Consider the following 26,006-nt stretch of genomic DNA (forward strand, 5'->3'; position numbering starts at 1 on the left):
CCCCCAGGGACTGGGTGATCCCCCAAACAGAACCCTGTGATCACTTATCTTTACTTCCTGCTTTTGAAGTAGACCATAGCGAGTGGAGGCAACGTGATCCTGATAGCATAGGGACGACCATGAACTGAAGACCGATGTGCCCTTAAGCTTTCCGGATTATCCTGCCCGCTACCGCCGTACTCGCCGCTATCGCTGTTCAGTAACTCCTTCCAAAAGCCACCGCGCGGCACACCCACCTGGTAATCCTGATATGTAACCGGAGTAAAATTACCGACGACCAGCAATATATCATCAGTCGATTTTCCCTTGCGTACAAAACTGATGACACTCTGCAGAGCAGCGCCGGCATCGATCCACTCAAAGCCGGCAGGATCACAGTCCGATTCGTAAAGTGCGGGCTCAGCCCGGTATAATCTATTTAACGCCTTCACCCAGCTATGGATACCACCATGGCGCCGGTAATCAAGGAAATGCCAGTCGATACTGCCGTCATGATCCCATTCCCGCCATTGTCCCAGTTCTGCTCCCATAAAGAGCAGCTTCTTCCCCGGCTGTCCATACATATATGCCAGCAGCAATCTCAGATTGGCTAACTTCTGCCAGTCGTCACCGGGCATCTTCCCAACCAGAGAACCCTTACCGTGAACCACTTCGTCATGGGATAAAGGTAGAACGAAGTTCTCGTTAAAAGCATAAATCATGCGAAAGGTTAAAGCGTTGTGGTGGTATTTTCGGTGGATCGGATCTCTCGACATATATTCAAGAGTATCGTGCATCCAGCCCATATCCCACTTCAGACCGAATCCCAGACCCCCCAGATAGGTCGGACGCGATACCATCGGCCAGGCAGTAGAATCCTCAGCAATTGTCTGCACATCGGGATAATTTGCGTACACCTCCTCATTCAACCTGCGCAGGAAGGCAATCGCTTCGAGGTTCTCCCGACCCCCATATTTGTTAGGAATCCATTCCCCTTCCTTGCGGGAATAATCCAGATAGAGCATCGAAGCAACCGCATCGACACGCAAGCCATCAACATGATATTTATCCAGCCAAAACAGAGCGCTGCTAATGAGAAAGCTCCGCACTTCAGCACGCCCGTAGTTGAAGATATAGCTTGTCCAGTCATGATGGAACCCCTTCCTGGGGTCCGCGTGCTCGTAAAGGTGAGTTCCATCGAAGAGTCCCAGTCCATGCTCATCAGTAGGAAAATGCGAAGGGACCCAGTCTAGAATTACCCCGATCCCGTGTTGATGAAGATAGTCAACCAGGTACATAAAGTCCTGCGGGGTGCCATAGCGACTGGATGGTGCGAAATAACCGGTCGTCTGATATCCCCAGGAACCGAAGAAAGGGTGCTCCATAACCGGAAGAAACTCGACGTGAGTGAAGCCCATTTGCCGAACATAGTCAGTAAGCTGAACCGCCAGCTCTCGATAGGAAAGGGAGCGATAGCCTTCTCCGGGCACCCTTTTCCAGGAACCCAGGTGTACCTCGTAGATAGCAATTGCACTGTCGAGCGCATTGCGATTACCACGCTGTGCCATCCACTCACCGTCGCCCCAGTCGTATTCAAGGTTCCAGACTATGGATGCCGTTTTGGGAGCTATTTCACTATAGACGGCGAAGGGATCGGCCTTTTCTCTACTGCGCCCACCGTAGCGAGGGGTGATATGGTACTTATACAGGGCACCCTTACCGACGCCGGGAATAAACGCCTCCCATATGCCTGACTGGCCCCGCGGCCGTAACGGACTACCCGCGCCGTCCCAGCCATTGAAGTTGCCGATTACAGACACCCCTCTGGCATCAGGAGCCCACACTGAAAAATAGGTACCTTTTTGCTCATTAACGGTGATGGGATATGCTCCCAGCTTATGATACAAGCGGAAGTGATTACCCTCATTAAAAAGATAAAGGTCGTCTTCCGTGAGGAGTGTTATTTGTGATGCCTTTAAGGGGGGTCCCAGTTTCAAGTCAGGGTTCTGCCCCCGATTACTACCGTACGAAACCTCTTTCTTCGCCATTACCGGTATTTCCTCCGCTTACGGAGCTGGCCTATAGTTAGTAGTGTATCAACTACCTGAGGCAATTGGCAAAACTGCCCGAGAGCGTATCGTGCTCGGCGCCGCCAGTTCGGATGTTCTCCCGTGGTACCGGGTATGTTCTGTGGTTGTGTCTCGAGCCAAAGGTCTTCCAGATTAACAATAACTATCCGGGCCTTACTGGCAGCTAAAAATGACAGACTGGACTTGATAATGGCGTAGATATCATCCTCCGGACCGCAAAGCCACCCGCTATCCTTCAAAACAGAGAGCAGAGCCTCTTTCATTCGCAGTAGCTTGTCCTGCTCCGAGTTTACACCTGCGCTGTCCAGCAGTCCGAGTCTTCTACGTTCTTCGATATCCAGACCCTGCCATAGTGAGGCAAATGGCGGCATATCATGTGTGTTAAGGCTGGTTACCGCACCGGAGGAAACCGGATGCAGCCCTTTCGGCGAATCAGCAGCAAGCTCGTAATGTAATATATACATACGGGAGAAGTTGTGCCTACCCATGGCGGGCCGGATATATGATGGCACCGTACCCAGGTCTTCACCGACGATGATTACCCGGTTTCGATGCGATTCCAGCGATAGTATCGCATAGAACTCCTCGGCCCGGTAACGTACATATACTCCCTGCCCGGCCTCTATACCCCGTGGGATGCAGAAAAGCCGATGCAAACCCATCACATGGTCGATACGAAGGACTCCGGCATACCTGAGGTTATGGCGTAGACAGGCAACTATATAACGGTAACCCTCCTCTCGGATTCTCTGCGGGTGCAGGGGAGGGAACCCCCAGTTCTGCCCGTTGGTAAAAACATTGTCCGGAGGCGCGCCAACCGAGGCGCCTGAAACGAAAGTGTTCTGGTTGTACCACACATCATAACTGTCGGGATGGACCCCGACAGGCAGGTCCAGATAAAGCTTCAAGTTCTTATCCTGGATCTTCCCTGCAATATGTTGAATCTGCTGATGGGCCAGCCACTGCACATATAGATGATAACGTCTGTTTTCTTCGTCATAGTCGTTATCTCTGATAACACCGCTGCGCAGTGGTTCCGGCCAAAATCGCCACGAAGTACCCTGTCTCTCCATAGCGGCACGAAACCGGGCATAGCTCTCGACTATCGGATTAGTATCGACAAAGTGCTGAAAATCACCGAGGCGACCGGATGACTCAGTAAAAAAGAAGCGGCAGAGTTCCTCCAGTACGGTACGCTTCAGCGCCATCTGGCGGCGGTAGTCAACCAGAGGCAGCCTGCGCAGGGCGGTAATCTCTTTCTCAAACACAGCCGACTTTAGTATCGCCTGTGCCGATGAACATCTAGGGAGCTCAGGTATCCTGTTGACGTCCAGGTAGAATTCATTCCATAGCTGCCGACTGGCAGGAAGATAAGGACTGGGTTCGCAAATACCATCCAGAAACGTGGCTAAAAGAGGCAAAGTGGCTACGACATCCCCCCCCATTTCAGCCAGCCATTCTACAAGTGCTTCTAAATCGGAGTAATCACCCCCTCCCCAACCTTTATCCCTGTATAGGGCATACAGAGGCAGGAAGGCTCCCCACATCCCGGAATTGTCCTTACCTCCAGGAACATAGGACTGGCGGGGTGCCGAGACTATCAAGGACTCGGCATGATTGCCCTCCAGATATATCGTGAACCGGTGGTATCCCCAGGGTAACCTTACCGGCACACCAAGCTGTTTGACAACATAGCCGACTCCCTCTATCTCCGAGTGATCCAGCACGGGCATCTCGGTTCCAGACTGGCGCCAGTTCACTTCCTCACCCCCCTCCAGATCTATATGACAATCAAGAAGAGCCCCTGCGAGAGACGAGGGAATCCTGATCCTGATTGAGAACGGGGTGTCATCCCAGGCTATTAAGACCGGCTCTACTATCCGCTGCCAAAGCTCCTGGCATCGCTGCCGCAGCGCGAACGGGACATCCTGTAGACCGGTGATAGGCACCCCCAGAGACCGAAGCACCGTCAGCAGGGATTCCACAGGCGCATGCTGCCTGCGGCGTTTCACATCATAATAAGCCGACTGTATACCGTATAGACCGGCGAGATGGTGCAGTGATCGACTACCAGTGGAGGGCGTCATTCTTTAGGCTTCTTCCTCTCTGGTATGACTGATTCATCGGTTGGCTCTAACATCTGCAATATACCCCGCAGCGGTAAGCCCACCCATTTGGGACGATTATTCAACTCGTAGTTTAGCTCATAAATAGTCTTATCCAGAAGATAGGTATCCATGATAACTTTCATATCCTCGCGATTTTGGGGTATTATCAACGTATCTGCCATCAGGTCCAGATAGGACTTTACATACGTCGCCGATACACAAAGGTACCAGGCATGCGCCCACTTCTCCAGCAGTGGTATATCCTCAGGCCTGACTACTGTCGACGCTTGGCCCTGCAGGGCAACGTAAGCAGCATAGTGAAATGAACGTACCATCCCGGCGACATCACGGAGAGGAGAACGTTTTATCTTACGCTCTCCCAGGCGCCGAGCCGACTCACCTTCAAAGTCGATAATAACAAAATCATCACCGGTATACAGCACATGTCCCAGATGGTAGTTGCCGTGGCACCGGATGCGCATACCGTCAATCTTATGCCTGGTAATTTCCTTGAAACGACCGATAATGGCATTCTCCAGCCGGAGAACCCTCTCAGCATCCATCTTTGTTTCTTCAGGAAGATACTGAAGGCGCCGGGACAACAGCCATAAAACCTTTTTGGCAAAACCCCTCATACCATGGTAAAGAGAGCGCTGGTAGGTTAGGGAGAAGGGTTCGGGGACAAAGTCCTGACCCTCCAGGGCGGAAGCCAGTGTCAGGTGAAGTTCGGCAGTGCGCTGGCCCAGTAGTTGCGCCGAAACCAGATAAGCCCCGATTGTATCGGTGATCAAGGAAGGCATCTCTTGGCCGGTAACATCCAGCAGAGAGCCTCGGGAGAGCGCCGGTATTTCTCCAGCCGGATGCAAAAGAGCCGACTCGAAGTAACGCCCCAGAGAATCCATAGTATACTGCCACGCATCACCCTCGTTAGTGACGTATTTATGAAACACCCCCAATGTGACCGGTTTACCACGACTGGTATGGTACTCAATAAAGCCGGCAACTGGCGGAGTGTTATCAAAACGCTCGGTCTCGGTAAGGAAGCGCCCGATCTCCAGTTCGGGACTAATGCCTTCTTCCAGACGCCGAAACATCTTAAGCTTGAGTCGTTCGCCATAAACCACCGAAGTGTTAGTATGCTCCCCCTTGACTAGGCGTGACTCCAGGACTTCTCCTGACGCCCCGCGTATCCTTCGAAATACTTTTGGAATACGAAAGGCGATAGCCTCTCCCCTATCGCTTTTGAACCGACGGCGCCAGTCCACTGCATTGAGCAAGGCGTCACGAAAATCAGGGTTAATCAAAGCATCGTAAATGACCCCTTTTTCTTCGAACTCTTTCTCCTTACGTTTTAACTGAGCCACTACGGCCTGGGGAAATTCGGCAACTACTCTGCCGGCATTTTCCCCCCAAGCCAGGGCAACCGGCAGAAAATAGGTCTCGGGTTCTCCTTCGTAGTACTCTACCTGGAACATAAAGCAGTACCCCGTAGTAGTTCTCCCGGGTACCTTAATCACGTCCTGTATTTGCCCCGACCGGGCGTAGCGAGACTTGCCAGCAAACCAATGGCGCTGCCTTACGTAGCGTAATAAAACTGTTTCTAAAGGCATCTGCTGACCACTTTTATATAGATCCGAGAAATCCCTGCTCAAGGTAAGCGTTGTCACCGGAACACCTTCTCTTGAAACACTCAGATCAATCTGCTCAGGGCGAACCGACCGCAGGGAAAACCAGTAGAAGGCGTACGGGCTTAAGGTGATCGGATACAAGGCTCCTTCAATTAAGGGGAATTCCGTTTGCCCGAACATCTCGGTAGGTACTTTGCCGATGAATTCGGAGAGATTAAGCCCGGTATGCTGCGACAACCGGGAGAGATTTGCCACCACCAGAATAGTCTCATCCCCGTAACAGCGTAGAAAGGCCAGCACTCTACGATTTTCCGGTTGCAGGAACTGCAGATTACCCCGGCTGAAAGCCCTGAATCGCTTTCGCAGGGCGATCAGCCGTTTCATCCACCACAGGAGAGAGTCCTGGTTATTTTGTTGTGCCTCCACATTGATAGCTTCGTAATGATATTCAGGATCAATATTAACCGGAAGATACAGCCGTTGCGGATTGGTGCGAGAGAAACCGGCGTTCCGGTCTGCGCTCCACTGCATCGGGGTACGGACGCCATCCCGATCACCCAGGTAGAAATTATCACCCATGCCGATTTCATCGCCATAATAAATAATCGGCGCCCCGGGCAGGGAAAAGAGAAGGCCGTTCATCAACTCTATTTTCTTACGGTCGTTGTTGAGCAGTGGCGCCAGACGGCGACGAATACCGAGGTTAATCCGGGCCTGGGTATCGTACGCATAAACCCGATACATATAGTCTCTCTCTTCGTCGGTAACCATCTCCAGAGTCAGCTCATCGTGATTACGGAGAAAAAGACCCCACTGGCAGTTCTCGGGAACAGACGGCGTATTTTGAAGAATATCAACAATAGGGAAACGGTCTTCCATACGAATGGCCATAAACATCCGGGGCATGAGGGGAAAATGGTAGGCCATATGGCACTCGTTTCCCTCACCGAAGTAGGCAACGGCATCCTCCGCCCACTGATTCGCCTCAGCCAGCAACATTCGGTTTGTATGCTTTTGATCTATTTGCTGACGCAATTCTTTGAGAAAAGCATGCGTCTCCGGCAGGTTCTCGCAATTAGTACCTTCCCGTTCGTACAGATACGGTACCGCATCCAAACGAATTCCGGAGACCCCCAGGCTGAGCCAGAAGTCAATCGCCTTAAACATGGCCTGACGCACCAGGGGGTTGTCATAATTGAGATCCGGCTGGTGTGAGTAGAAACGATGCCAGTAGTAGGCTTCTGCCACCGGGTCCCAGGCCCAGTTCGATGACTCGAAATCCTTGAATATGATACGGGCATCCTTGTATTTGTTCCAGGTATCGCTCCAAACATAGAAATCACGCTTTTCGTTACCCGGTGCCGCCTTACGGGCTCGCTGGAACCACGGGTGCTGGTCTGAAGTGTGGTTAAGCACTAGCTCGTTAATAATGCGCAGGCCGCGATAATTAGCTTCTCTGAGCAGTATCCTGAAATCACGAAGTGTACCGTAATTAGGGTGGATATTGGTGTAGTCCGATACGTCGTAACCATCATCCTTGAACGGAGAGGGGTAGAAAGGAAGAAGCCAGATGGCAGTGACTCCCAGGTCCTGAAGATAGTCGATTTTCTCGGTTAACCCCGGGAAATCGCCGATACCATCTCCGTTACTGTCGTAAAAGGCGCGGACATGCAGTTCGTAGATGATTGCATCCTTATACCATAGCGGGTCAGCATCTCGCCAGAAATACTTCGAATCACCGGCTTCCATAACAACACCACACGGATATATTACTTCGACATTTTATTCCCTTACCCACCCTTTATCAAGACCCGAGGCTACTGACTTGACGTCGACACATTGATAGCGAGTTCCGCCAGACGGGTCAAATTGACAAATCCTGCCTTTAACATTATCATCTTAATATTATGGCAAAGACAATCGCAGAGATAAACGAGAAGATAAGAGAGGGTAAGGCGGTAGTGGTTACCGCCGAAGAGATAATCGATATCGTCAAGGAGAAGGGCACCAGAAAGGCAGCCGATGAGGTGGATGTAGTTACTACCGGTACCTTCGGTCCGATGTGTTCCTCCGGAGCCTACATTAACATCGGGCACTCCAAGCCGAGGATAAAGCTGGGGGGCGGGCGGACCTACCTTAATGATGTTCCGGCTTACACCGGGTTGGCTGCGGTAGACCTTTATATCGGGGCCGGCGCTATTCCTGATGACGACCCCAAGAACAGGTCCTATCCCGGTGATTTCAACTACGGCGGCGGGCATGTCATCGAAGAACTGGTAGCCGGTAAGGACATCAAACTGATAGCCACCGCCTATGGTACGGACTGCTACCCCCGGAAAAAGCTGGAGACATGGATAAACATCCAGGACCTTAACGAAGCCGTACTGTTCAATATCCGCAATGCCTATCAGAACTATAATGTGGCGGTGAACCTCTCGGACAAGACGATTTACACCTACATGGGGGTACTGAAACCCAACCTGGCTAACGCCAATTTTTGCAGTGCCGGACAGCTCTCCCCGCTGCTCAACGACCCGTACTACAAGACCATCGGCATCGGTACCAGGATATTCTTGGGCGGCGGTACCGGCTTTATCGCCTGGCAGGGCACACAGCATAACCCCAATGTACTCCGCTCGGACAACGGGACCCCGAGAAGAGGGGCCGGCGCCCTGGCCGTAATCGGCGATCTGAAGCAGATGAATCCGCGCTGGCTGGTCGGGACAAGCATGATGGGGTACGGCTGTAACTTAACGGTGGGGATAGGAGTACCCATCCCGATACTCTCTGAGGAAATCCTGCGCTACACGGCAGTGAGTGATGAGGAAATCTTCGCCGCCGTAGTAGACTACTCAGAGGCATATCCAAACCTGAAGCCGGATATCCTGGCCGAGGTCAGTTACGCCCAGCTAAAGAGCGGCACGATAGTAATCCGGGGGGAGAAAGTACCGACCGCTTCGCTGTCCAGCTACTCGAGAGCGGTAGAGATTGCCGATACTCTCAAGGAATGGATACTGAATGGGGAGTTCCTGCTGACCGAACCGGTAGCCCCCTTACCCGGGGTAGGCTCGGATGTGAACTGCAAGCCGCTTCCAGAACGCCCGATAATAGAATAACGGCTGCGGTCACCGGAGACCGGGAGGTTAATTTTTGTGCCGGGTTATGTTAAAATAGGGACTGCGTAGGAGTGTAGCTCAGTTTGGTAGAGCAGCGGTCTCCAAAACCGCCGGTCGGGGGTTCGAGTCCTCCCACTCCTGCCAGATTTAGGCCGAGGTGGCGGAATTGGCAGACGCGCTAGCTTGAGGGGCTAGTGAGCGCAAGCTCGTGGGAGTTCAAATCTCCCCCTTGGCACCAGGAATCCGGCTCTACTACCGGGAAAAAGAGAGGGGGGAAGGGCTCCGGTATATTTTGAACATGCGGAAGTAGTTCAGCGGTAGAATGCTTCCTTGCCAAGGAAGAGGTCGCGAGTTCGAATCTCGTCTTCCGCTCCAATAGAATAAAGCTGTGGGGCGACGTAGCCAAGAGGATAAGGCGGCGGTCTGCAAAACCGCTATTCACCGGTTCGAATCCGGTCGTCGCCTCCAAATTTTTGCCGGGGCGGCGGAACTAGCAGACACAACGTAATTATGATAGTTAGCTCTGAGATTGACCGATACTGACCAAAATAATCGTCATTTAAGATTAGTGCGTTGGAATGTTATTCCATGTGAGCGTCAAGGAAGCGGTCAATACCGGGAGGGGAGCGGTAAGCTTCTCTAGAGATAATGACTTACCCCTGCGGTGGCATCTGGCTATTGCCTCGTAGGGCTTCCCACCGCTCTTCACCCAAACACTGTCGGGCTGAAGCGCACCATTCAATACAAGAAGACACTTGCTCCTGGTAAACGTACTGGCCGCATTGCTTGCATTTAATCCTGAGCTCGTCGGAAAACATCTCGACTTCATTACCGCAATTCGGGCACTTGTAAATTGCAGCCCTCAGATTCCTCATATCCTGTCCCGGGCATTTGCCGATCACGATTAATACCTCCCGCTACTTGTATTCTCCTCTTCAACTATCCTTGATCATAACCAGCATCATCTTAAATCTTTCGACCGCTTTAAGGGCATGAGGCCTGTTAGCCGGCATGATAACCGCTTCACCTGCTCCCATCCGAATGCTTCGGCCGCCGATAGTAATGTCAGCTTCACCATCGATCATATAGACCAAGGCATCGAAAGGAGCGGTATGCTCGCTCAATCCCTGCCCTTTGTCGAAAGCGAACAAGGTGACCGATCCCGCATTCCGTCCGATTATTGTCCGGCTTACTACCGTGCCGCTCTGGTAGTCGACCAGAGCGGCTATTTGTGCCGATTCAGCTATCAAAACATCCCCAGGGTTATTTTCTATGTCCATAGGGTTACTAACCTCCTCAGTCGGAATCATAGACTCTCTGATTACCCTAACATAGCCTTCATATCAGCCTCCGGAGTCGATATCGGTTTCAGATTGAATTTTTCAACCAGGACGCTGAGCACGGTGGGAGATACGAAGGCCGGTAGCGAAGGACCCAGATAGATGTTCCTGATGCCAAGTGAAAGGAGAGTAAGTAAGATACAGACTGCCTTCTGCTCGTACCAGGATAAAACCAGTGAAAGAGGCAATTCGTTAACACCGCAATCGAAGGCTTTAGCCAATGCCACAGCTACTTGAATGGCCGAGTAGGCATCGTTGCACTGCCCCATGTCAAGTAACCGGGGCAGACCGGAAATTTCACCGATTTTAAGATCATTGAAGCGGAACTTACCGCAGGCAAGTGTCAGCACTACCGTATTGTCTGGAGTTTGCTTCACGAACTCCGTATAGTAGTTGCGTCCCGGTTTAGCACCATCACAACCACCAACGAGGAATATGTGTTTGAGAGATCCTGATTTCACCGCCCCAATGACCTTATCAGCTACTCCCATCACGGTATTTCTGGCAAAGCCGGTCATCAACTCGGTGCCTCCATTGATTCCAGTGAACTGCTTGTCTTCATCCCAGCCACCCAGCTCAAGCGCCTTTTCAATAACGGGAGTGAAATCTTTCTTGCCATCCTTGTCAGGTATATGTTTCAACCCCGGATAACCGACCACCGACGTGGTGAAAATATTCCCGGCATAAGACTCTCTGGGCGGCATGATACAGTTGGTAGTATAAAGAATCGGCGCGGGGAGATTATCGAACTCCTTCTGCTGGTTCTGCCAGGCAGTTCCGTAATTACCCTTCAGGTGGGAATACTTCTTCAGTTCCGGGTAGCCGTGGGCAGGCAACATCTCTCCATGGGTATAGATGTTAATACCCTTTCCCTCCGTCTGCTCCAAAAGTTGCTTCAGATCCAGCAGATCGTGACCGGTCACCACGATAAACGGCCCTTTTCCCACTTTCATACTCACTTTGGTAGGTACGGGATGACCATAGGCTGAAGTATTGGCTTCATCCAGCAGGGCCATGCACTTGAGGTTAACCTGCCCGAATTCCATGATCAAAGACAACCACTCATCTACGCTATGGTCTTCCCCGACGGCCCGCATGCCCTTGTAGAGCCAGGCGGTAACCTCCGGATCATCCTTACCCAGTATATGAGCATGCCAGGCATAGGCGGCCATGCCTCTCAACCCGAAAAGCAGTGTCGAGCGAAGCGAAACGATATCGGTATCTCCATGGAAGAGTTTAGCCGGGTCGAAATCTGCGGCACCACCCAGTTTCTCCTTTGCTGCTTCCACTCGAATTTTGAGTTCAGCAATGCGCACCGGGTCGAAGTTAACATTAGTCAGGGTAGCGAAAAGTCCCTGCATCATCAGTTCATCTGCTTCTTTGCCCGGTGTTTTCCCTGCGGCGACACGTGCCAGACCTACCAGGGCGCAAACCAGCTCATCATGCTTATTGGCTACCTCAGGTTTCTTACCACAGACGCCCGCTTTGGTACAGCCCGTGCCTTTGGCTGTCTGCTCGCACTGGAAACAAAACATGTCAGTCATTCGATTACCTCCTACTTGATTCTGGCAGCAAATTATTTGCGCTGCTAAATATAATATAATACAATGACGACGTGAAAGCGGTAACGTAGGTTACCAAAAAGAAGTTTTTCAATGTATTTGGAATGGATTGATACCTTGAAGTCCGCTTTGCTGTTTCGCGGCATCGGCAGCGATTCTTTAAATATCATGCTCGATTGCCTAAAGCCGACTGTACGCCGGACCAAACAGCGTGAGATTATCGTAGCTTACGGTCAGCCGTTTCAGGGTATCGGGATTATCGCCAGCGGCAAGGTGGCTCTTAGCAAAGAAACGTATTCCGGTAATCGCATTATCATGGAGATACTAGAAGCCGGCGATGTTTTCGGAGAAGTGGTGGCCTTTTCAGACCGCAGAATCTGGCCGATGACCGTTATCGCACAGGAAGATTGTGTCTTACTTTTTCTCCCGCCGGATAAGATAACCGGTGCCTGCTCAAATATCTGTTCTTCTCACAGTACCCTGATTATAAACATGCTGCGAATCTTATCCAACCGGGCTGCAATGTTGGATAAGAAGATAGAGCACATTTCATCCAAGAATATCAGAGGTAGAATCAGCAGCTATTTGCTGGATATCTACCTCCAGTCGGGTAATAAGGAACTCACGCTCACGATGAAAAGGCACGAGCTCGCGGACTATCTCAACATACCCCGGCCTTCTTTATCCCGAGAAATGGGTTCGATGCGTGATGACGGGATCATTGAATTTGAAGGCTCACATGTTACCGTCAAGAATGTACTGAAACTGGAGAAGTCAATCCAGTAATTTCCCATCGCCAACTGTGGCCTAAGACCAGTAACTGCTGCAATGCTGATACCAGTGTGGTTTCTTCCCAAACAAAAGTGAATCAAAGGGCGCCTCGATTGCTGAGGCGCCCTTTTCAAGCATCTTCATCTAAAGGCTAAATTAGTCTTCAAATGCCTGGCTTACCTTCCAGACTTTCCAAACGTTGCCCACCAACTCCGGACCCGGCTTCAGTGTCGGCTTACCGGGCTTCCAGCCCGAAGGAGTGGCTTCTGTTCCCTTGGAATTCCGTACCAGTTGGAACGCTTTGATTTGCCGGATAGATTCACTAACATTTCTGCCCACCGGAGGTGTTAACACTTCGAATCCCTGTATATTGCCATCGGGATCGATGATGAACCTGCCTCTCGTTTCGACGCCGCTATCCTCGTCGTATATGCCATACAATTTTCCTATACTGCCGTCCTGATCGGATAACATCGCGAACGGAATGTCCTTGTTAATCATCTTGGAAAGTTCATGTTCATTCCACATCTTATGTACAAAGACACTGTCCACACTGACCGACAGTACTTCTACACCCAGGTCTTGCAGTTCGGCATACTTTTCAGCAACTGCTGAAACTTCCGTCGCTCAGACAAAGGTGAAGTCACCCGGGTAGAAGCACAGCAATACCCATTTCCCTTTATATTCGGAGAGACTGGTATTCATGAACTTGCCTTTGTAGAAAGCGGGGGCGGTAAAATCGGGGGCTGGTTTTCCTACCTTTACCATCGCTTGTTTCGCCTCCTTTACATTCAACTCGGTATTAGGAGCAGTCTCAAGAGTCGGCTTCTTAATAGGTGGCCTCTGGCATCCTGGCTTAAACTCTTCAGGCATAAGCAAACCTCCTTACTGACAACTATATATTATTATACTATTTTTTCGGGCCGTTGTGTGGTAAATAAGACAAAATGATTGGGGTAGTGAATGAGCCATGCTACAGCTTATGAGCACCTCAAGCCAAAGGTGCTTCGGAAGCTCTGGGCCATACATCGGTAGCGTTTACAACGGGCACCTATTCTCATATAATATCTGGTATACAAGATCATGGCGTTACCGGACGACGTGATTCCCGTAGCAGTTCGACGTCAAACCTGACATAACGCTGGAGTCCTCATCGTAATGCCGGGGTGGCGGAATTGGCAGACGCAGCGGACTTAAAATCCGCCGGAGCAATCCTTGTGGGTTCGAGTCCCACCCCCGGCACCAGCTACAAAGCGGTAAGCAACTAGTAACAATTCCCTCAAACCTGGGTACGGTGGTCCTGTTTCCCACTCCGTAGCGTTCTACAATGACTATTTAAGCCCTGCCGCCTCGGTAATCGGGTAAATTTTATTACAGGACAGGATATTGCCCGTTTCCTGGACAACCTGGAGTCAGGTTAGTTAGCTGCCATGACGGCTTGAAGCCTTTTAAATCACCAATCTCTTCAGGAAACCTGTATACCGGCGGCGAGACATGATATGTTAGCCCTGTATTTGCTTACCAGTTATCCGGGTGATGTCAATTCTGATTACGTTTACAGTGGCAAGTGACGTTTTTCCGAATGTGAAATCCCCTTTATCGTAGTGGTTCATTATTATATTAAGACCATGTGACTTTTTTTCATCATCCAAAATATGGGCCTTGCCAAATCCAATTACACTCCGATATTTCATGGAGCAATCACAGGGAGTCTCTGCCCTAGTAAACTCCAAATCAATCGCCATTTCAAAGCAAACCTTAGGGTTCTTATTTATGATATCAATCTTCCGTCCATCAAGCCTGCTGTGAAAATAGAGCTTGCCCCTTTCGTAACCGAAACAGACTGGCACTACGTATGGTTCGTCACCATCGGCAAGACCAATATGGCAAACCATGGCCCTCTCGATTATTTTCTCAATTTCGCTGATATCATCAAACTTCCTATTGCCCAAGATCACCCCCACGATTTTTGTTAAGTATAAACGAAGGTCGCAGCCATAAACAACCGCTACGATATCAACTATGGTGTGCCCTCACCATCTCGTAACATCACCATACCCCACGAATCCCACACAACCCAAAGTAAATGAAAAGATATGGCCCTACTTACTGAATTAGAAAAAGAGGAGCAGGTTAGGATATACCGTGTACGAAGAGAAACCGGCTAACCCGCTCCGGTGTCATGCTGACTCTGTTGCTTACGGCGCTGCTGCCGGGCCGCAATGTATATCAAAACAATGCCTAAAGCGATTGCGGTTAGTATCTTAGCCGGTCTCGGTATATCCATGTTCATAAAGAAAACGATGGCATAGATACCGGATAGGGCACAAAGCCCGTACATGACTAAATGTATGCTTAGCTGCTTTCCCTTGACTGCTCTCCAGATCAGCCAGCCGACAAAACCGGCAGCTAATATTATCGCCAGGGCAATAAACATCTAAATCACCGACCTCTCTCTTCGAAATACTTGCCCAACGCACCGAAAAGACCTACCAGCAGAAGGAGACAACCCAATTTACCAGGCTCAGAGAGGTATTTCACATATTCCCACGCCAGATAACCTAGTCCGGCAATAGCAGAGACTGTCCCGACAATATAGAGGATATATATTTTTATCTGTTCCCCCACTGCTATTTCACCTCGTAATATTCCGGCTTGTAGTACGGACTTTCCTGCGGATTATAGAAGCTTACTATTATCCTTCGCTCAACGTCTCCGCGATTGACCCGCACGGTATAATCATAGGACTGTCCGGCTATCGGGTCAACGATTCCGAGGTCTTCGCTCGATAGTACCCACTCCATTCTTGTCTCTCCGAACGGCTTAACCGATACATCCTGAGATAACAAGTCAACGATCTTTTCATTACCCTTCCATAGCGAGGCCTGAACATCAGCCGAATAGGATGCAGATTTGTGGTTTTCAATTACATACTCGAAGGATATATCCTGGCTCCAGTCCGCACCTATGCAACAGTATGAGTATTTGTCTCCCTCGCTTCCAACGGGGCGCTCCGGAGTGTAATATTCACCGGAGCCTTTATGCAGCCAGTAATCCGCCTCTATGGTTTGAGGAGGATACTCCCCTACAGATATATGAAAGGTGTCATAGACACCCAGATAGCCATCCACTATGAATATGGCAATCAGCCCGGCAAAGCAAGCTATGGCAAGATATAGGAATCGACGCTTCGGTTTCTTCTTCATGTATTTAGAGTCCCGGCCCTCCCAAAATGGCTATTAATCTTATTTATTACTACACTCCCCATACCAAGCAGGTTATTGTTGCACACGACCTACTGCAAGTGTAGTGATTGTAGACCCGCCCGAGGAGGTTGTCAATACCTTTTTCGATTGAATCGGCAGCGGCAGGTGTTGCTGATATATGTCAACAGAAGTATGGGCACCCTTGGAGCGAAGAAATGACAGGCTTCAACGCTCTCACCTATCAGGTTATCGCGGTTAGAAGATACATTGGGCTAACGCCACGGCTTATCGGAAAATCTCGGCAGATTAGTACGTATGATATGCCACCCAGAAAACGCCCGGGCAATTTATCTTACTTCTTGCGCGCCATCACCGAGCGGACTGCGGCCTCGATACCATCAGCAGTCAGCCCGTATCTCTCGAGAAGCTCTCTATCCTTACCTGACCGGGCATAGGTGTCTTTGATGGCAACGAACTCCAGCGGCACCGGCTGATGTCTGCCCGTCACCTGAGCCACCTCGCTGCCCAGCCCGCCGTGTTCCAGGTGCTCCTCGGCGGTAACGATGGCCCCGGTCTCACGGGCCGCCTTGATAATAGCCTCTTCATCGATAGGCTTAAGGGTAGACATATTAAGAACACGGCAGTCAACACCCTGCTGCTCCAACCTCTCAGCAGCTTCCAGAGCGGCCGATACCATAATACCGATGGCGATTATAGTGACGTCCTGCCCCGGCTTCATAGTTGCCGCCTTACCCAGTCTGAAGCGGTAGTCTTCACCGAAGACCAGCGGCAGTTTCGGCCGGCCCAGTCTGATGTAGAACGGCCCGCAGCAGGATACCGCCGCCCTCACCGCCTGGGCGGTCTCAACAGCATCGGCAGGAACAATAACGGTAAAACCGGGTAGCGCACCGATTAAGGCCAGGTCCTCGATAGACTGGTGCGATGTGCCGTCCTCCCCGACGCTGATGCCCCCGTGAGTAACCACCAGCTTGACGTTAAATCCCGGCTGGGCAATCGACATACGCACCTGATCGAAACAGCGTCCCGGTACAAATACGGCAAAGGTACTGGCAAAGGGCATTTTACCCGAAGCGGCCAGTCCGGCGGCAATACCAACCATATTCTGCTCGGCGATGCCGCAGTCAAAAAAGCGGCCGGGGAACTCACTGGCGAAGAAATGGGTCATCGTCGACTTGGACAGATCGGCGTCCAGCACGACAATGTCCGGGTTCTCTCTACCCAGCTCAACCAGGGTCTTACCATAGGTCTCCCTTAAGGAGACGAGCTCGGACACTTCTATTCCAGCTCCTTCAGTGCCATTGCTACCTCGGCGGCATTAGGGGCTTTGCCGTGAAAATCGACCTGGTTCTCCATAAAGCTGACCCCCTTACCCTTGACGGTACGGGCAATAATAACTGACGGTTGCCCCTTGACCGACCGCACCTGCTCAAAGGCGGCGTCAAGCCCGGCAAGGTCATGCCCGTCAACACTGACGGTATGCCAGCCGAAAGCCCGCCATTTCTCGACAAACGGAGCCAAGTTCATAATATCACGGTTCCAGCCGTCAAGCTGCAGGCCGTTATTGTCCACAATAGCCACCAGGTTATCTGTCTTGAAATGGGCCGCCGCCATAGCCGCTTCCCACACCTGACCCTCATCGCACTCCCCGTCCCCAACCAGAACGTAGACCCGGTAGTCTTTTGAGTCGAGACGACCGGCCAGGGCGACGCCAACGGCAAAGGACAACCCCTGCCCCAGAGCGCCGGCGGTCATCTCTACTCCGGGAATCAGCCGGCAGTCGGTGTGGCCCTGGAGACGGCTTTCCAGCTTTCTTAAGGTGAGCAGCTCTTCAACCGGGAAGTACCCGCATTCAGCGAGGGTGGCATAGAGCAGCGGGGCGGCATGGCCCTTGCTCAAGACGAACCTGTCCCGATCCGGCCAGCAGGGGTCAAGCGGCTTATGCCTGAGCACGCGGAAATAGAGGGCGGTAACAATCTCTACGGCAGATAGAGAGCCGCCGGGGTGACCGCTGCCCGCTTCACCTATCATTGAAATGATGTGGCGGCGCAGCCTTTTCGCCACGGTCTTCATATCTTCCGGTGAGAGCGACGAAAAAACCCCGGCTTTTATCTTATCCGCCGAGGTTCTCGATTTACTACTTGGTTCCGACAATTACGGCAACACCCCCGAGAGTCTGGCCTATTATACTATGGCCGGCAACGCCAAGTCTATCGATTGCGCCGGGCGCCTTACCCGGCCCCGGTAGGACCACTTAGACATCTGAATTGAATTCTTGCTACGATTTCTTCTATAATTACCCTTGGTGTGAGTAGTGAGCAAGCTGATAGATAAACTAAACCGGACGGCAAACGGCGGCCCACAGGCCATCGGATTCCGGGCCAGACAGGCATCCCCGCCCAAGCCAGGGATGCTGCTGATTGCCATTTTAACCCCGGCTGATGCCGGCGAAGCAGTTGACCGTATCGGTGATGCCGATGCCGGGCTGCTGTCTATTTCCAGAACTAAGGCTGATGCCAGGGCTCTCCGGGAATGCTCCCAGGCTGTACCCGGTATACCCTGGGGCGTCTGGCTGAAAGACGCTGGGAGAGGTAAAACAGACCTGAAAGGGATCGACTGCGACTTCATCGTTTTCCCAGCCAGCACACCGCTGAGGGACATTCAGGATACCAAAGCAGGCAAGATACTGGAGGTTAACGCGTCGATAAGCGAAGGCCTGCTGAGAACGATTAACAAACTGCCGCTGGATGCGGTACTCATTGTTGACGGCCAGAGTAACAGCTCACTGCTTACCTGGCAGTACTTGATGCTCGTCCGGCACTTCGCCGCCTCGCTGGTGAAGCCCTTGCTGATCCCGGTGCCGGCAAAAGTAACCGCTACCGAGCTTGGGGCGTTGTGGGAGGCCGGAGCGGACGGCGTAATAGTGGCAGTGGGTAATGGACAGCCGGCAGAGGCATTAAGTGAACTCAGGAGAGCGGTTGATAAGCTGGCCCTCCCGGCACGGCGCCGGCAGGATACGGTTAAGGCCCTACTGCCTCGGATTACCGGGAAAATCTTGAGCGAAGAGAGTGAGGAGGGGGAGGAAGAAGAAGAAGAAGGGGAGGAGGAGTAAGGAACTGGCTTTAAGAAGGTTGCCCGTCCAGCAGGCTCTTTATCAGTCTGAGTTCATCTCTAATCAGCCTGGGGATCAGGAAGTTTTTCGCAACGATTCTCTTACCCTCTTCACCTAACCTGTGACACACCTCCGGATGGTACAGAAGGAATACTATCTTCTCAGCGCATTCCTCAATGCTGTTTACCAGGTAGTTGCTAAGTCCACCGGTCATCTGCAGGGGTATGCCCCCGGCATTACCGGCTACCACCGGAGTTTCTTTCCATAACGCCTCGGCTACCACCAGCCCGAACCCCTCTCTGATCGATTTCTGAACGACAACGTCGCTAGCCCGCTGAAAGGCGTTGACCTCCATATTACCCATCCCGGTCAGGTTGGAATAGATGAACATATCATCATCCTTATTGGCTTCGGTATTGATAGCGGCATACATATCCCCGGACTCAGGGTCATCCTGAGCAAAGCTACCTATCATAGCCAGCTGCAACCCCGGCACCTTTTTCTTAGCCAGCCGGTAGGCGGCTATGGTACCGAAGGGGTCTTTCCAACGGTCGAAGCGGGATACCTGGGTAATGATAGGACGGCTACGATCGAAACCGAGGTTCTCCAGCAGTTCCCGGCACAGTTCCCGATCGATAAACATATTCTTCGAGGTAAAGGCACAAATCGCCGGCGCCATAGTAGCAATCCTGGCTAGACGGAGGTCTTTCGGGACGAACTCCCCGGTGGTAAAGACGGCAGCATCATACCCTTCAATATACGGGCGCAGGAAGTTCCACACCATAGCATCTGGCTGCGAGCTATCGACATGGCAGCGCCATATCCATTTGGCACTGTTGTGCTCGGGCAGGAAATGACGCAGGGCGGCCGGCTGAGGGTCGTTGATAATAAAGACATCATAGTCGGCGTCCAGCTCGCGGGCGTTAGCCAGATTATTGGCCAGATAAGCCCTTCTGATGCTCTCCTTTTTAATCGCTTCAAAAGGAGCACCCTGCAGAGCATTATGCAGTCCCTTGGTAATGGTAAAGAACCGTTGGTCGCCACGTATCACCTGCCAGTCGGCATTAATACCTAAGCCCCGTAACAGCGGAATGAAAGAGACCAAGAGTTCGGCTACGCCGCCACCGAAGGGAGTTGAATTGATATGGCACAGACGCAGTCCCTTTAGCTCTTCCCCCAGACTGACAACTTCATCGATGAGCTCCCGGTGACAGACACGGCGATACCTGTCAATATCAGATATCCCCAGGGAGATTTTATGCAGCATTTCCAATACCCCTGCGTGCTGTGCAGATACAAAGTGTGGCCGGGGATATCACCCTAACGCTGCGACAGTTGCCAGGACTTTCCTTCTGTGGTAATCGCCGGAGCCACTACCATCTCAGCCTGATGCATTTCCTGCATATTCAAAGCACCGCAGACACCCATCGCGGTTCGGATTGCCCCGACCAGGTTCTGGCTGCCATCGGTAACCGAGGTAGGGCCAAAGAGGATCTGTTCCACTGAACCGGTGGTGCCGACCTTTATCCGGGTACCCCTGGGCAACGCCGGGTGCGGATGGGACATACCCCAGTGATAACCCCGCCCCGGAGCTTCTTTAGCCTGAGCCAGGATAGACCCCAGCATTACCGCATCGGCTCCGGCCGCCAGGGCTTTGCACAAATCTCCGCCTTTGCGAAAACCCCCGTCGGTGATTATCGGCACATACCGGCCGGACTCACGCTGGTACTCGTCCCTGGCAGCAGCACAGTCCATAGTGGCTGTTATCTGAGGAACACCGATACCGAGCACTTCCCTGGTAGTGCAGGCAGCGCCCGGCCCGATACCAACCAGTACCCCGGAGATTCCCGTTCTCATCAGCTCCAGGGTTGCATTGTAACTGACACAGTTACCCACGACAACAGGCAGCGTTATTGCTTCACAAAGCTCGGAAAAGACCAGCCCGCGATAGCTTTTTGAGACGTGTTTGGCAGTGGTAACCGTGGACTGGACAAAAAGGACGTCGGCTCCGGCTTCAGCAACTATAGGAGCAAAGCGCTTGGCGTTGGCCGGCATTACCGACACAGCGCATACCGCCCCTGCTTCCTTAATCCCCCTTATTCGTTCACCGATAAGGTTCTCCTTTACCGGCTGGGAGTAGATCTTCTGGAGCAGAGCGGTTACCTCGGTATTCGATGCCCGAGTGATTTCGCCAAGAATATCATCCGGGTTATCGTAACGAGTCTGTACACCCTCCAGGTGGAGAACGGCCAGACCACCGAGCTTGCTCATCAGAATAGCGGATTTGACATCGGTCACCGCATCCATCGCTGAAGCGATGATGGGAATAGAAAAGGTGAGGTTCCCTATCTTGAAATCTATGTTTGTCTGGTCGGGATTGATGGTTACCTCTCCGGGCACTATCGCTACTTCATCAAATCCGTAGGCACGCCGTAGCTGTTTAAACTGGGCAGAAGCCATATTACCATCCTTTCTTAAAGAGAAACTATACCAAAGAGAGCAATTCAAAGTCAAGGAACTATAACCGCAGGCACCTTGCCGGGCCGGGTTTGCGATTCGCCGGGCAGGCAGAGGGTGATCAACTGATTCAACAGACCGTCCGGTAGTCGAGTTTATGCCGTGGATGGGGGACCTTTGTTCCTGGTATGTGTATTATAAAGGATATCAAAGGGAAATAACAGATTTGGTAGCCGATGATATACACCGGTGTGGACGGGTGATCAAGTCTCGGTTTATAATATCTAGGCTGAGGAAGATAATAGGCGATGCCGGTTCTTTACCTGGTGGCGACACCGATTGGTAACCTTGAAGATATTTCCCTGCGTGCCCTGCGTACCCTGAGGGAAGTGAATCTGATTGCGGCTGAGGATACCCGCCGGACGAAGCAGCTTCTCACCAAATATGATATTAAGACATCGCTAACAAGCTATCACGAGCATAATAAGAAGGCCAAGCTGGATTACCTGCTGGAACGTCTCGGCAGTGAAGATGTGGCCCTTGTTTCCGACGCCGGGATGCCGGGGATGTCCGACCCCGGCTATGAGTTGGTCGTAGCGGCCAGTGAGCGGGGTGTCCCGGTGGTGCCCGTTCCCGGACCTTCGGCGGTCATCACGGCGCTGGCTGTCTCAGGACTACCAGTACAGAGGTTTATCTATCTGGGCTTTCTGCCTCGCCGGGCGAGCAGCCGGGTTAAGCTTCTGGAGTCGGTGGCTGGTGAATGCGGCAGCATCGTCGTCCTGGAAACACCTCATCGGCTGAGGGCCAGCCTGAACGATATCAGACTCGCTCTGGGAGACAGAAGGATAGCCGCTTGCCGTGAACTGACCAAGGTATATGAAGAAGTCTTCCGGGGTACGATAAGCGAGGCGATAGAACACTTCACCCAGCCGAAGGGAGAGTTTACCCTGGTCATTGCCGGCAGGGATGAAGAGGACAAACCACAGTTGACCACTGAGATCGAAGAACAGCTAAGCGGTATGCGTCAGTCCGGAATAAGGGCCAGAGAAGCGATAACCAGAACAGCCTCGGAGACGGGACTGTCACGGAAGGAGCTTTATCGTGCCTGGCTTAAGCTGCCCTGAGTCTCCGGAATAGCGTAGAATTATATCACTGAACCGAGGAGGAATGATAAAATGCGTCGGGGTTGTATCTCTCTGGGCGATGTCCGGTGCGATGATTGTCAGCGTATTATTTCCCACTCCGGACATTATCTCATCATTGAAGAGGAAGGCAGCATGAAGCGTCTCTGTCAGCATTGCAGCCTGGACAAAGGCTATGCCCACTACAAAGAAGAGAAGGGGGAGCGGGTACTGACCTTCTTTTCGGAGTGAGATTTAAACCGCTCTGGTTTTTGGCTGGTATTAATAAGGAGTGCTGCCGGATGGCAGTAAATTCAGTTTTTTAAGCAAGGGAGAGCCTATGGGTGAGAGAATTTTTATCGGGGTTGCCTGGCCCTACGCCAACGGTTCATTACACCTTGGTCAGGTTGCCGGGGCATATCTACCTCCGGATATATTTGCCCGCTACCACCGTATGAAAGGCAACCAGGTCTTAATGGTATCAGGGTCTGACCAGCACGGCACACCCATAACCCTCCGGGCAGAGCGGGAAGGCGTCGAACCGGGAGCTATTGCCACCCGGTACCACCAGGAATTTATCGAATCGTGGCAGAAGCTGGGGATTTCGTTTGACCTTTTTACTTCGACCGGCACGGCGAACCATACCCGGGCAGTACAGGAGATCTTCCTCACACTTCTTGATAATGGCTACATCTACCGGGGTATCGTTTCCCAGCCCTTTTGCCCCCGCTGTCAACGCTTCCTGACCGACCGCTATATCGGGGGCACTTGCCCCTACTGCCAGTCGGAAAAGGCCCGTGGCGACCAGTGTGATGATTGCGGCAAACCATTGAATGCCGCTGAGCTTGTTCAACCACGGTGTTCCTTCTGCGGCGAAGCTCCCGAGTTCAGAGACTCGGAGCATTTCTTCCTCAAACTATCCGCATTCCAGAACAGGCTGCTGGAATGGGTGAAGAAGAAGGACTACTGGCGGCAGAACGTCCGTAACTTTACCCTGAGCTACCTGGAGGGCGGGCTAAACGATAGGGCGATTACCCGTGATATCGAATGGGGAGTACCACTGCCGCTACCGGGATTTGAAGGCAAGCGTATCTATGTCTGGTTCGAGGCCGTCATCGGGTACCTTTCGGCAACGAAAGAGTGGGCCCAGCTCGGTGGTAACGAGGAGAAGTGGCGCGATTTCTGGCAGGGTGACGAGGCTAAGGGCTACTACTTCATCGGTAAAGACAACATCGCTTTCCATACTATTATCTGGCCGGCGATGTTGATGGGCTGCGGAAACCTGAATCTGCCCTACGATGTGCCGGCTAACGAGTTCCTGACTATTGAGGGGAAGAAGCTTTCTACCAGCCGGAACTGGGCGGTGTGGCTGCCTGACTACCTGTCGCGCTATGACCCCGACCCGCTGCGTTACCTGTTATCCGTCAGTATGCCAGAGACCAACGATACCGATTTCTCCTGGAGCGAGTTAATCCGGCGTAACAATGATGAGCTGGTGGCGACCTACGGGAACCTGGTACACCGGGTGCTTACTTTCACCTACCGTAAATTCGACGGCTGTGTGCCGGAGCCCGGGGAACTTGATGACACAAGTAATAACATGATGAGAGAAGCGGAGATTACTATCGGAAAGGTGGAGGAGCTTATCTCAGAGTGCCACTTCAAAGAAGCGGTAAAGTCAGCGATGTCCTTAGCCCAGGAAGCTAATCGCTACCTGGATATGAAATCTCCCTGGAAGGTAATCAAAGATGACCGGCAAGCGGCTGCCACCGCCCTGTATGTTGCTACCACCGTTATCTCATGCTTGAGAACGGTTTTATATCCCTTCCTGCCCTTCAGCTCCCAAAAGCTGCACGAATATCTTGGCTTTACCGGCAGCGTCGGGGACGACGGCTGGCGGCTGCATGTCCCCGCACCGGGGCAGAAGCTGCTTCCACCCGAGGCACTGTTCTCCAAGCTGGATGAAGAACTAGCGGAAGAGGAGAGCAACCGCTTGCGCCAGAGTTCCGCTAGCCAGTAGGGCTTATTGGATTAGCAAGGAGCTTTTACCATAGGAGGGATTGTTGTCGTTAGATAAAATCTATGCGCCTATCCGGGAAGACCTGGGTAAGATAGAGGACGGGCTACGCTCAATCTATCAGGATAGCCCCCCCCGGATTTCTGAGCTGTTGGCGCATAGCCTGGGAGCTAGCGGCAAGAGGGTTCGCCCGGCCCTGGTCCTCTTATCGGGTAAGTCCTTTAGCTACAACCTCGAGTGTCTTTTACCTATGGCACTCGCTGTTGAGGTCCTGCATACGGCCACCCTGGTCCATGATGATGCTATCGATAATTCTCCGGAACGCCGCGGCCGTGCCACGATTAACAAGCTGTGGGGCGAGGACAAAGCAATACTACTCGGTGACTATCTGCTGGCTAAGGCCGAGGAGCTTGCCGCCGCTGCGGAAAACCTGCCGTTAATCAGACTCTTCGCCCGGACCATAAAGAATATCGCCAGCGGCGAGCTGCATCAGTCTTTCGATGCGTTCAGGCTTGAGCAGACCAGACAGCAGTATTTAGAGAGGATTTCGGGAAAGACCGCCTCCCTGCTCTGCCTGGCTACCGAGTCAGGTGCCATCTTGGGCCAGGCACCGCCGGAAATGGTTACCGCACTAAGGGAATACGGATACAACCTTGGCATCGCCTTTCAGATTGTGGATGATATCCTGGACTTCATCGGCGATGAGAAGGAGATGGGCAAACCGGTAGGTTCAGACCTGACAGAGGGGACGCTCACCCTGCCGGCGATGCTGATTCTCGAGCATCATCCCGATGACAACCCGGTAAGGAGGCTGTTTCAGAATGAAGGCGACAGGCAGGAGAATATCAGACGGGCAATAGAGCTGTTTCGCGACTCGCCGCTCGTTGAGGAATGTTACCGGATCGCAGCAGAATATCAATCTAAATGCTGCCTCAGTCTCAAGGTGCTGCCTGACAATGCCAGCCGTCGTTCTCTTCAAGCACTGGCGGAGTATGTGCTAGCCCGGAAGAAATAGTTACTGCTTAACCCTTTTATTTCTCCCCATCGGTCCAGACACTACCGTCGAGATAGGTCTCCCTTTTGGCAGTGGGCAGCTTCTCCTTGAAGCAGTCGATAACATACTGGCAAGCAGCAAAACCCTCCCTGCGGTGGGCACTGGCTATGGCTACCACCAGATTGATATCGCCTACCTTCAGCCTGCCTGTTCTGTGACAGATGGCGATAGCATTGAGCTGCCACTTTTTATTCGTTTCGTCTGCTATCTCCTCCAGCCGGCTTGCCGCCCTACCGTCAATGTCGCGATATTCCACAGAGGCAACTTCTTTGCCCCGTGAACTTTCCCGAATCAGACCGACATAAGTAACGACACCGCCGCTACTTTCACCCTTAACCCGGTTGATGATAACCTCCGGCGATATAGGCCCTACTGTAATCTCTACCATGCCGTGACTATCTCCCAAATTATCGTATTACAGCCTTGA

General features: G+C 52.2%; 23 protein-coding genes and 5 tRNA genes. 12 read left to right on the top strand and 16 right to left on the bottom strand.

The window, feature by feature from the left end; genetic code table 11:
* Window positions 1-50: 50 nt before the first annotated feature.
* Genes glgB through treS form a run of 3 tightly spaced genes read right to left on the bottom strand, consistent with a single transcriptional unit; the run spans window position 51 to window position 7,554 of the window.
* The gene (glgB, locus tag PHI12_03940; GenBank protein ID MDD5509946.1) at window positions 51-2,027 is read right to left on the bottom strand and encodes a 1,4-alpha-glucan branching protein GlgB; all 1,977 of its coding nucleotides are present in this window, start codon (window positions 2,025-2,027) and stop codon (window positions 51-53) included.
* Entirely contained in the window at window positions 2,027-4,156 is a 2,130-nt protein-coding gene (gene malQ / locus PHI12_03945) for a 4-alpha-glucanotransferase (GenBank protein ID MDD5509947.1), read from the bottom strand. Before malQ ends, glgB begins: the two co-directional genes overlap by 1 nt.
* On the bottom strand, window positions 4,153-7,554 hold the full coding sequence (treS, locus tag PHI12_03950) for a maltose alpha-D-glucosyltransferase (GenBank protein MDD5509948.1): 3,402 nt from the start codon (window positions 7,552-7,554) through the stop codon (window positions 4,153-4,155). The genes malQ and treS overlap by 4 nt, the downstream gene beginning before the upstream one ends.
* A 158-nt stretch (window positions 7,555-7,712) precedes the next feature.
* Here treS and PHI12_03955 point away from each other — a divergent pair, with 158 nt between their 5' ends.
* The 5 genes from PHI12_03955 (at window position 7,713) to PHI12_03975 (ending at window position 9,389) form a co-directional block, all read left to right on the top strand.
* Window positions 7,713-8,921: a homocysteine biosynthesis protein gene (locus tag PHI12_03955; GenBank protein ID MDD5509949.1), complete on the top strand. Its 1,209-nt coding sequence runs from the start codon at window positions 7,713-7,715 to the stop codon at window positions 8,919-8,921.
* A 67-nt stretch (window positions 8,922-8,988) separates the two neighbouring features.
* Window positions 8,989-9,065 (top strand) — tRNA-Trp (locus tag PHI12_03960).
* A gap of 7 nt (window positions 9,066-9,072) precedes the next feature.
* Window positions 9,073-9,159: transfer RNA gene (locus PHI12_03965), tRNA-Leu, on the top strand.
* 62 nt (window positions 9,160-9,221) lie between these two features.
* Window positions 9,222-9,296 (top strand) — tRNA-Gly (locus PHI12_03970).
* Between the two features lie 17 nt (window positions 9,297-9,313).
* Window positions 9,314-9,389, top strand: a tRNA-Cys gene (locus PHI12_03975).
* Between the two features lie 185 nt (window positions 9,390-9,574).
* On the opposite strand, the gene PHI12_03980 is transcribed toward PHI12_03975, so the two are convergent.
* The 3 genes from PHI12_03980 to hcp are packed head-to-tail and all read right to left on the bottom strand — an operon-like array spanning window position 9,575 to window position 11,805.
* Complete coding sequence (locus tag PHI12_03980; protein ID MDD5509950.1) at window positions 9,575-9,823, bottom strand: hypothetical protein; 249 nt, start codon at window positions 9,821-9,823, stop codon at window positions 9,575-9,577.
* 33 nt (window positions 9,824-9,856) lie between these two features.
* Window positions 9,857-10,201, bottom strand: coding sequence for a cupin domain-containing protein (locus tag PHI12_03985; protein ID MDD5509951.1), 345 nt, complete (start codon window positions 10,199-10,201; stop codon window positions 9,857-9,859).
* Between the two features lie 41 nt (window positions 10,202-10,242).
* Window positions 10,243-11,805 (bottom strand): hydroxylamine reductase, encoded by a 1,563-nt coding sequence (gene hcp / locus PHI12_03990; protein MDD5509952.1) that lies wholly within the window; start codon window positions 11,803-11,805, stop codon window positions 10,243-10,245.
* Window positions 11,806-11,916: 111 nt separating this feature from the next.
* Here hcp and PHI12_03995 point away from each other — a divergent pair, with 111 nt between their 5' ends.
* Entirely contained in the window at window positions 11,917-12,609 is a 693-nt protein-coding gene (locus PHI12_03995) for a Crp/Fnr family transcriptional regulator (GenBank protein MDD5509953.1), read from the top strand.
* Window positions 12,610-12,750: 141 nt separating this feature from the next.
* Here the strand turns inward: PHI12_03995 and prxU are convergent, their stop codons facing one another.
* Window positions 12,751-13,467, bottom strand: a complete 717-nt coding sequence (gene prxU / locus PHI12_04000) for a thioredoxin-dependent peroxiredoxin (GenBank protein ID MDD5509954.1) — start codon at window positions 13,465-13,467, stop codon at window positions 12,751-12,753.
* Window positions 13,468-13,754: 287 nt separating this feature from the next.
* Here prxU and PHI12_04005 point away from each other — a divergent pair.
* Window positions 13,755-13,839, top strand: a tRNA-Leu gene (locus tag PHI12_04005).
* Window positions 13,840-14,096: 257 nt separating this feature from the next.
* Here PHI12_04005 and PHI12_04010 read toward each other — a convergent pair.
* The 6 genes from PHI12_04010 to PHI12_04035 all read right to left on the bottom strand — a co-directional run bounded on the left by PHI12_04010 (window position 14,097) and on the right by PHI12_04035 (window position 17,972).
* Entirely contained in the window at window positions 14,097-14,546 is a 450-nt protein-coding gene (locus tag PHI12_04010) for a pyridoxamine 5'-phosphate oxidase family protein (GenBank protein ID MDD5509955.1), read from the bottom strand.
* Between the two features lie 212 nt (window positions 14,547-14,758).
* The gene (locus tag PHI12_04015; GenBank protein MDD5509956.1) at window positions 14,759-15,031 is read right to left on the bottom strand and encodes a hypothetical protein; all 273 of its coding nucleotides are present in this window, start codon (window positions 15,029-15,031) and stop codon (window positions 14,759-14,761) included.
* A 5-nt stretch (window positions 15,032-15,036) separates the two neighbouring features.
* Window positions 15,037-15,222 carry a hypothetical protein gene (locus PHI12_04020; GenBank protein ID MDD5509957.1) on the bottom strand — a complete coding sequence of 62 codons (186 nt, stop codon included), beginning with the start codon at window positions 15,220-15,222 and terminating at the stop codon, window positions 15,037-15,039.
* A gap of 2 nt (window positions 15,223-15,224) precedes the next feature.
* Window positions 15,225-15,800, bottom strand: a complete 576-nt coding sequence (locus tag PHI12_04025; GenBank protein ID MDD5509958.1) for a hypothetical protein — start codon at window positions 15,798-15,800, stop codon at window positions 15,225-15,227.
* A gap of 352 nt (window positions 15,801-16,152) precedes the next feature.
* The gene (locus tag PHI12_04030) at window positions 16,153-17,094 is read right to left on the bottom strand and encodes a transketolase family protein (GenBank protein ID MDD5509959.1); all 942 of its coding nucleotides are present in this window, start codon (window positions 17,092-17,094) and stop codon (window positions 16,153-16,155) included.
* A gap of 2 nt (window positions 17,095-17,096) precedes the next feature.
* The gene (locus PHI12_04035; GenBank protein MDD5509960.1) at window positions 17,097-17,972 is read right to left on the bottom strand and encodes a transketolase; all 876 of its coding nucleotides are present in this window, start codon (window positions 17,970-17,972) and stop codon (window positions 17,097-17,099) included.
* 160 nt (window positions 17,973-18,132) lie between these two features.
* Here PHI12_04035 and PHI12_04040 point away from each other — a divergent pair, with 160 nt between their 5' ends.
* Window positions 18,133-18,930, top strand: a complete 798-nt coding sequence (locus PHI12_04040; protein ID MDD5509961.1) for a hypothetical protein — start codon at window positions 18,133-18,135, stop codon at window positions 18,928-18,930.
* A gap of 10 nt (window positions 18,931-18,940) precedes the next feature.
* Here PHI12_04040 and PHI12_04045 read toward each other — a convergent pair whose 3' ends face one another.
* Window positions 18,941-20,197, bottom strand: a complete 1,257-nt coding sequence (locus PHI12_04045; GenBank protein ID MDD5509962.1) for a glycosyltransferase — start codon at window positions 20,195-20,197, stop codon at window positions 18,941-18,943.
* Window positions 20,198-20,250: 53 nt separating this feature from the next.
* On the bottom strand, window positions 20,251-21,390 hold the full coding sequence (locus PHI12_04050) for a GuaB3 family IMP dehydrogenase-related protein (GenBank protein MDD5509963.1): 1,140 nt from the start codon (window positions 21,388-21,390) through the stop codon (window positions 20,251-20,253).
* Window positions 21,391-21,695: 305 nt separating this feature from the next.
* On the opposite strand from PHI12_04050, the gene rsmI reads away from it, so the two are divergent.
* From rsmI to PHI12_04070, 4 genes are all read left to right on the top strand, one after another.
* The gene (gene rsmI / locus PHI12_04055; protein ID MDD5509964.1) at window positions 21,696-22,511 is read left to right on the top strand and encodes a 16S rRNA (cytidine(1402)-2'-O)-methyltransferase; all 816 of its coding nucleotides are present in this window, start codon (window positions 21,696-21,698) and stop codon (window positions 22,509-22,511) included.
* A gap of 51 nt (window positions 22,512-22,562) precedes the next feature.
* Window positions 22,563-22,760 (top strand): hypothetical protein, encoded by a 198-nt coding sequence (locus PHI12_04060; protein MDD5509965.1) that lies wholly within the window; start codon window positions 22,563-22,565, stop codon window positions 22,758-22,760.
* Window positions 22,761-22,848: 88 nt separating this feature from the next.
* On the top strand, window positions 22,849-24,528 hold the full coding sequence (gene metG, locus PHI12_04065; protein MDD5509966.1) for a methionine--tRNA ligase: 1,680 nt from the start codon (window positions 22,849-22,851) through the stop codon (window positions 24,526-24,528).
* A gap of 43 nt (window positions 24,529-24,571) precedes the next feature.
* A complete protein-coding gene (locus tag PHI12_04070; protein ID MDD5509967.1) occupies window positions 24,572-25,540 on the top strand; it encodes a polyprenyl synthetase family protein in 969 nt (322 codons plus the stop codon).
* 16 nt (window positions 25,541-25,556) lie between these two features.
* Here PHI12_04070 and PHI12_04075 read toward each other — a convergent pair whose 3' ends face one another.
* Window positions 25,557-25,967 (bottom strand): molybdenum cofactor biosynthesis protein MoaE, encoded by a 411-nt coding sequence (locus PHI12_04075; protein MDD5509968.1) that lies wholly within the window; start codon window positions 25,965-25,967, stop codon window positions 25,557-25,559.
* Window positions 25,968-26,006: the final 39 nt, after the last annotated feature.

This window comes from Dehalococcoidales bacterium, assembly GCA_028716225.1.
Lineage (GTDB): Bacteria > Chloroflexota > Dehalococcoidia > Dehalococcoidales > UBA5760 > UBA5760.

Coding starts and splice junctions, on each gene's coding strand:
- malQ (MDD5509947.1), bottom strand. CDS start 4,156: ATGACGCCCTCCACTGGTAGTCGATCACTGCACCATCTCGCCGGTCTA.
- PHI12_03985 (MDD5509951.1), bottom strand. CDS start 10,201: ATGGACATAGAAAATAACCCTGGGGATGTTTTGATAGCTGAATCGGCA.
- PHI12_03995 (MDD5509953.1), top strand. CDS start 11,917: ATGTATTTGGAATGGATTGATACCTTGAAGTCCGCTTTGCTGTTTCGC.
- treS (MDD5509948.1), bottom strand. CDS start 7,554: ATGGAAGCCGGTGATTCGAAGTATTTCTGGCGAGATGCTGACCCGCTA.
- hcp (MDD5509952.1), bottom strand. CDS start 11,805: ATGACTGACATGTTTTGTTTCCAGTGCGAGCAGACAGCCAAAGGCACG.
- PHI12_04060 (MDD5509965.1), top strand. CDS start 22,563: ATGCGTCGGGGTTGTATCTCTCTGGGCGATGTCCGGTGCGATGATTGT.
- metG (MDD5509966.1), top strand. CDS start 22,849: ATGGGTGAGAGAATTTTTATCGGGGTTGCCTGGCCCTACGCCAACGGT.
- glgB (MDD5509946.1), bottom strand. CDS start 2,027: ATGGCGAAGAAAGAGGTTTCGTACGGTAGTAATCGGGGGCAGAACCCT.
- rsmI (MDD5509964.1), top strand. CDS start 21,696: ATGCCGGTTCTTTACCTGGTGGCGACACCGATTGGTAACCTTGAAGAT.
- PHI12_04075 (MDD5509968.1), bottom strand. CDS start 25,967: ATGGTAGAGATTACAGTAGGGCCTATATCGCCGGAGGTTATCATCAAC.
- PHI12_04045 (MDD5509962.1), bottom strand. CDS start 20,197: ATGCTGCATAAAATCTCCCTGGGGATATCTGATATTGACAGGTATCGC.
- PHI12_04050 (MDD5509963.1), bottom strand. CDS start 21,390: ATGGCTTCTGCCCAGTTTAAACAGCTACGGCGTGCCTACGGATTTGAT.
- PHI12_04025 (MDD5509958.1), bottom strand. CDS start 15,800: ATGAAGAAGAAACCGAAGCGTCGATTCCTATATCTTGCCATAGCTTGC.
- PHI12_04015 (MDD5509956.1), bottom strand. CDS start 15,031: ATGTTTATTGCCCTGGCGATAATATTAGCTGCCGGTTTTGTCGGCTGG.
- PHI12_03955 (MDD5509949.1), top strand. CDS start 7,713: ATGGCAAAGACAATCGCAGAGATAAACGAGAAGATAAGAGAGGGTAAG.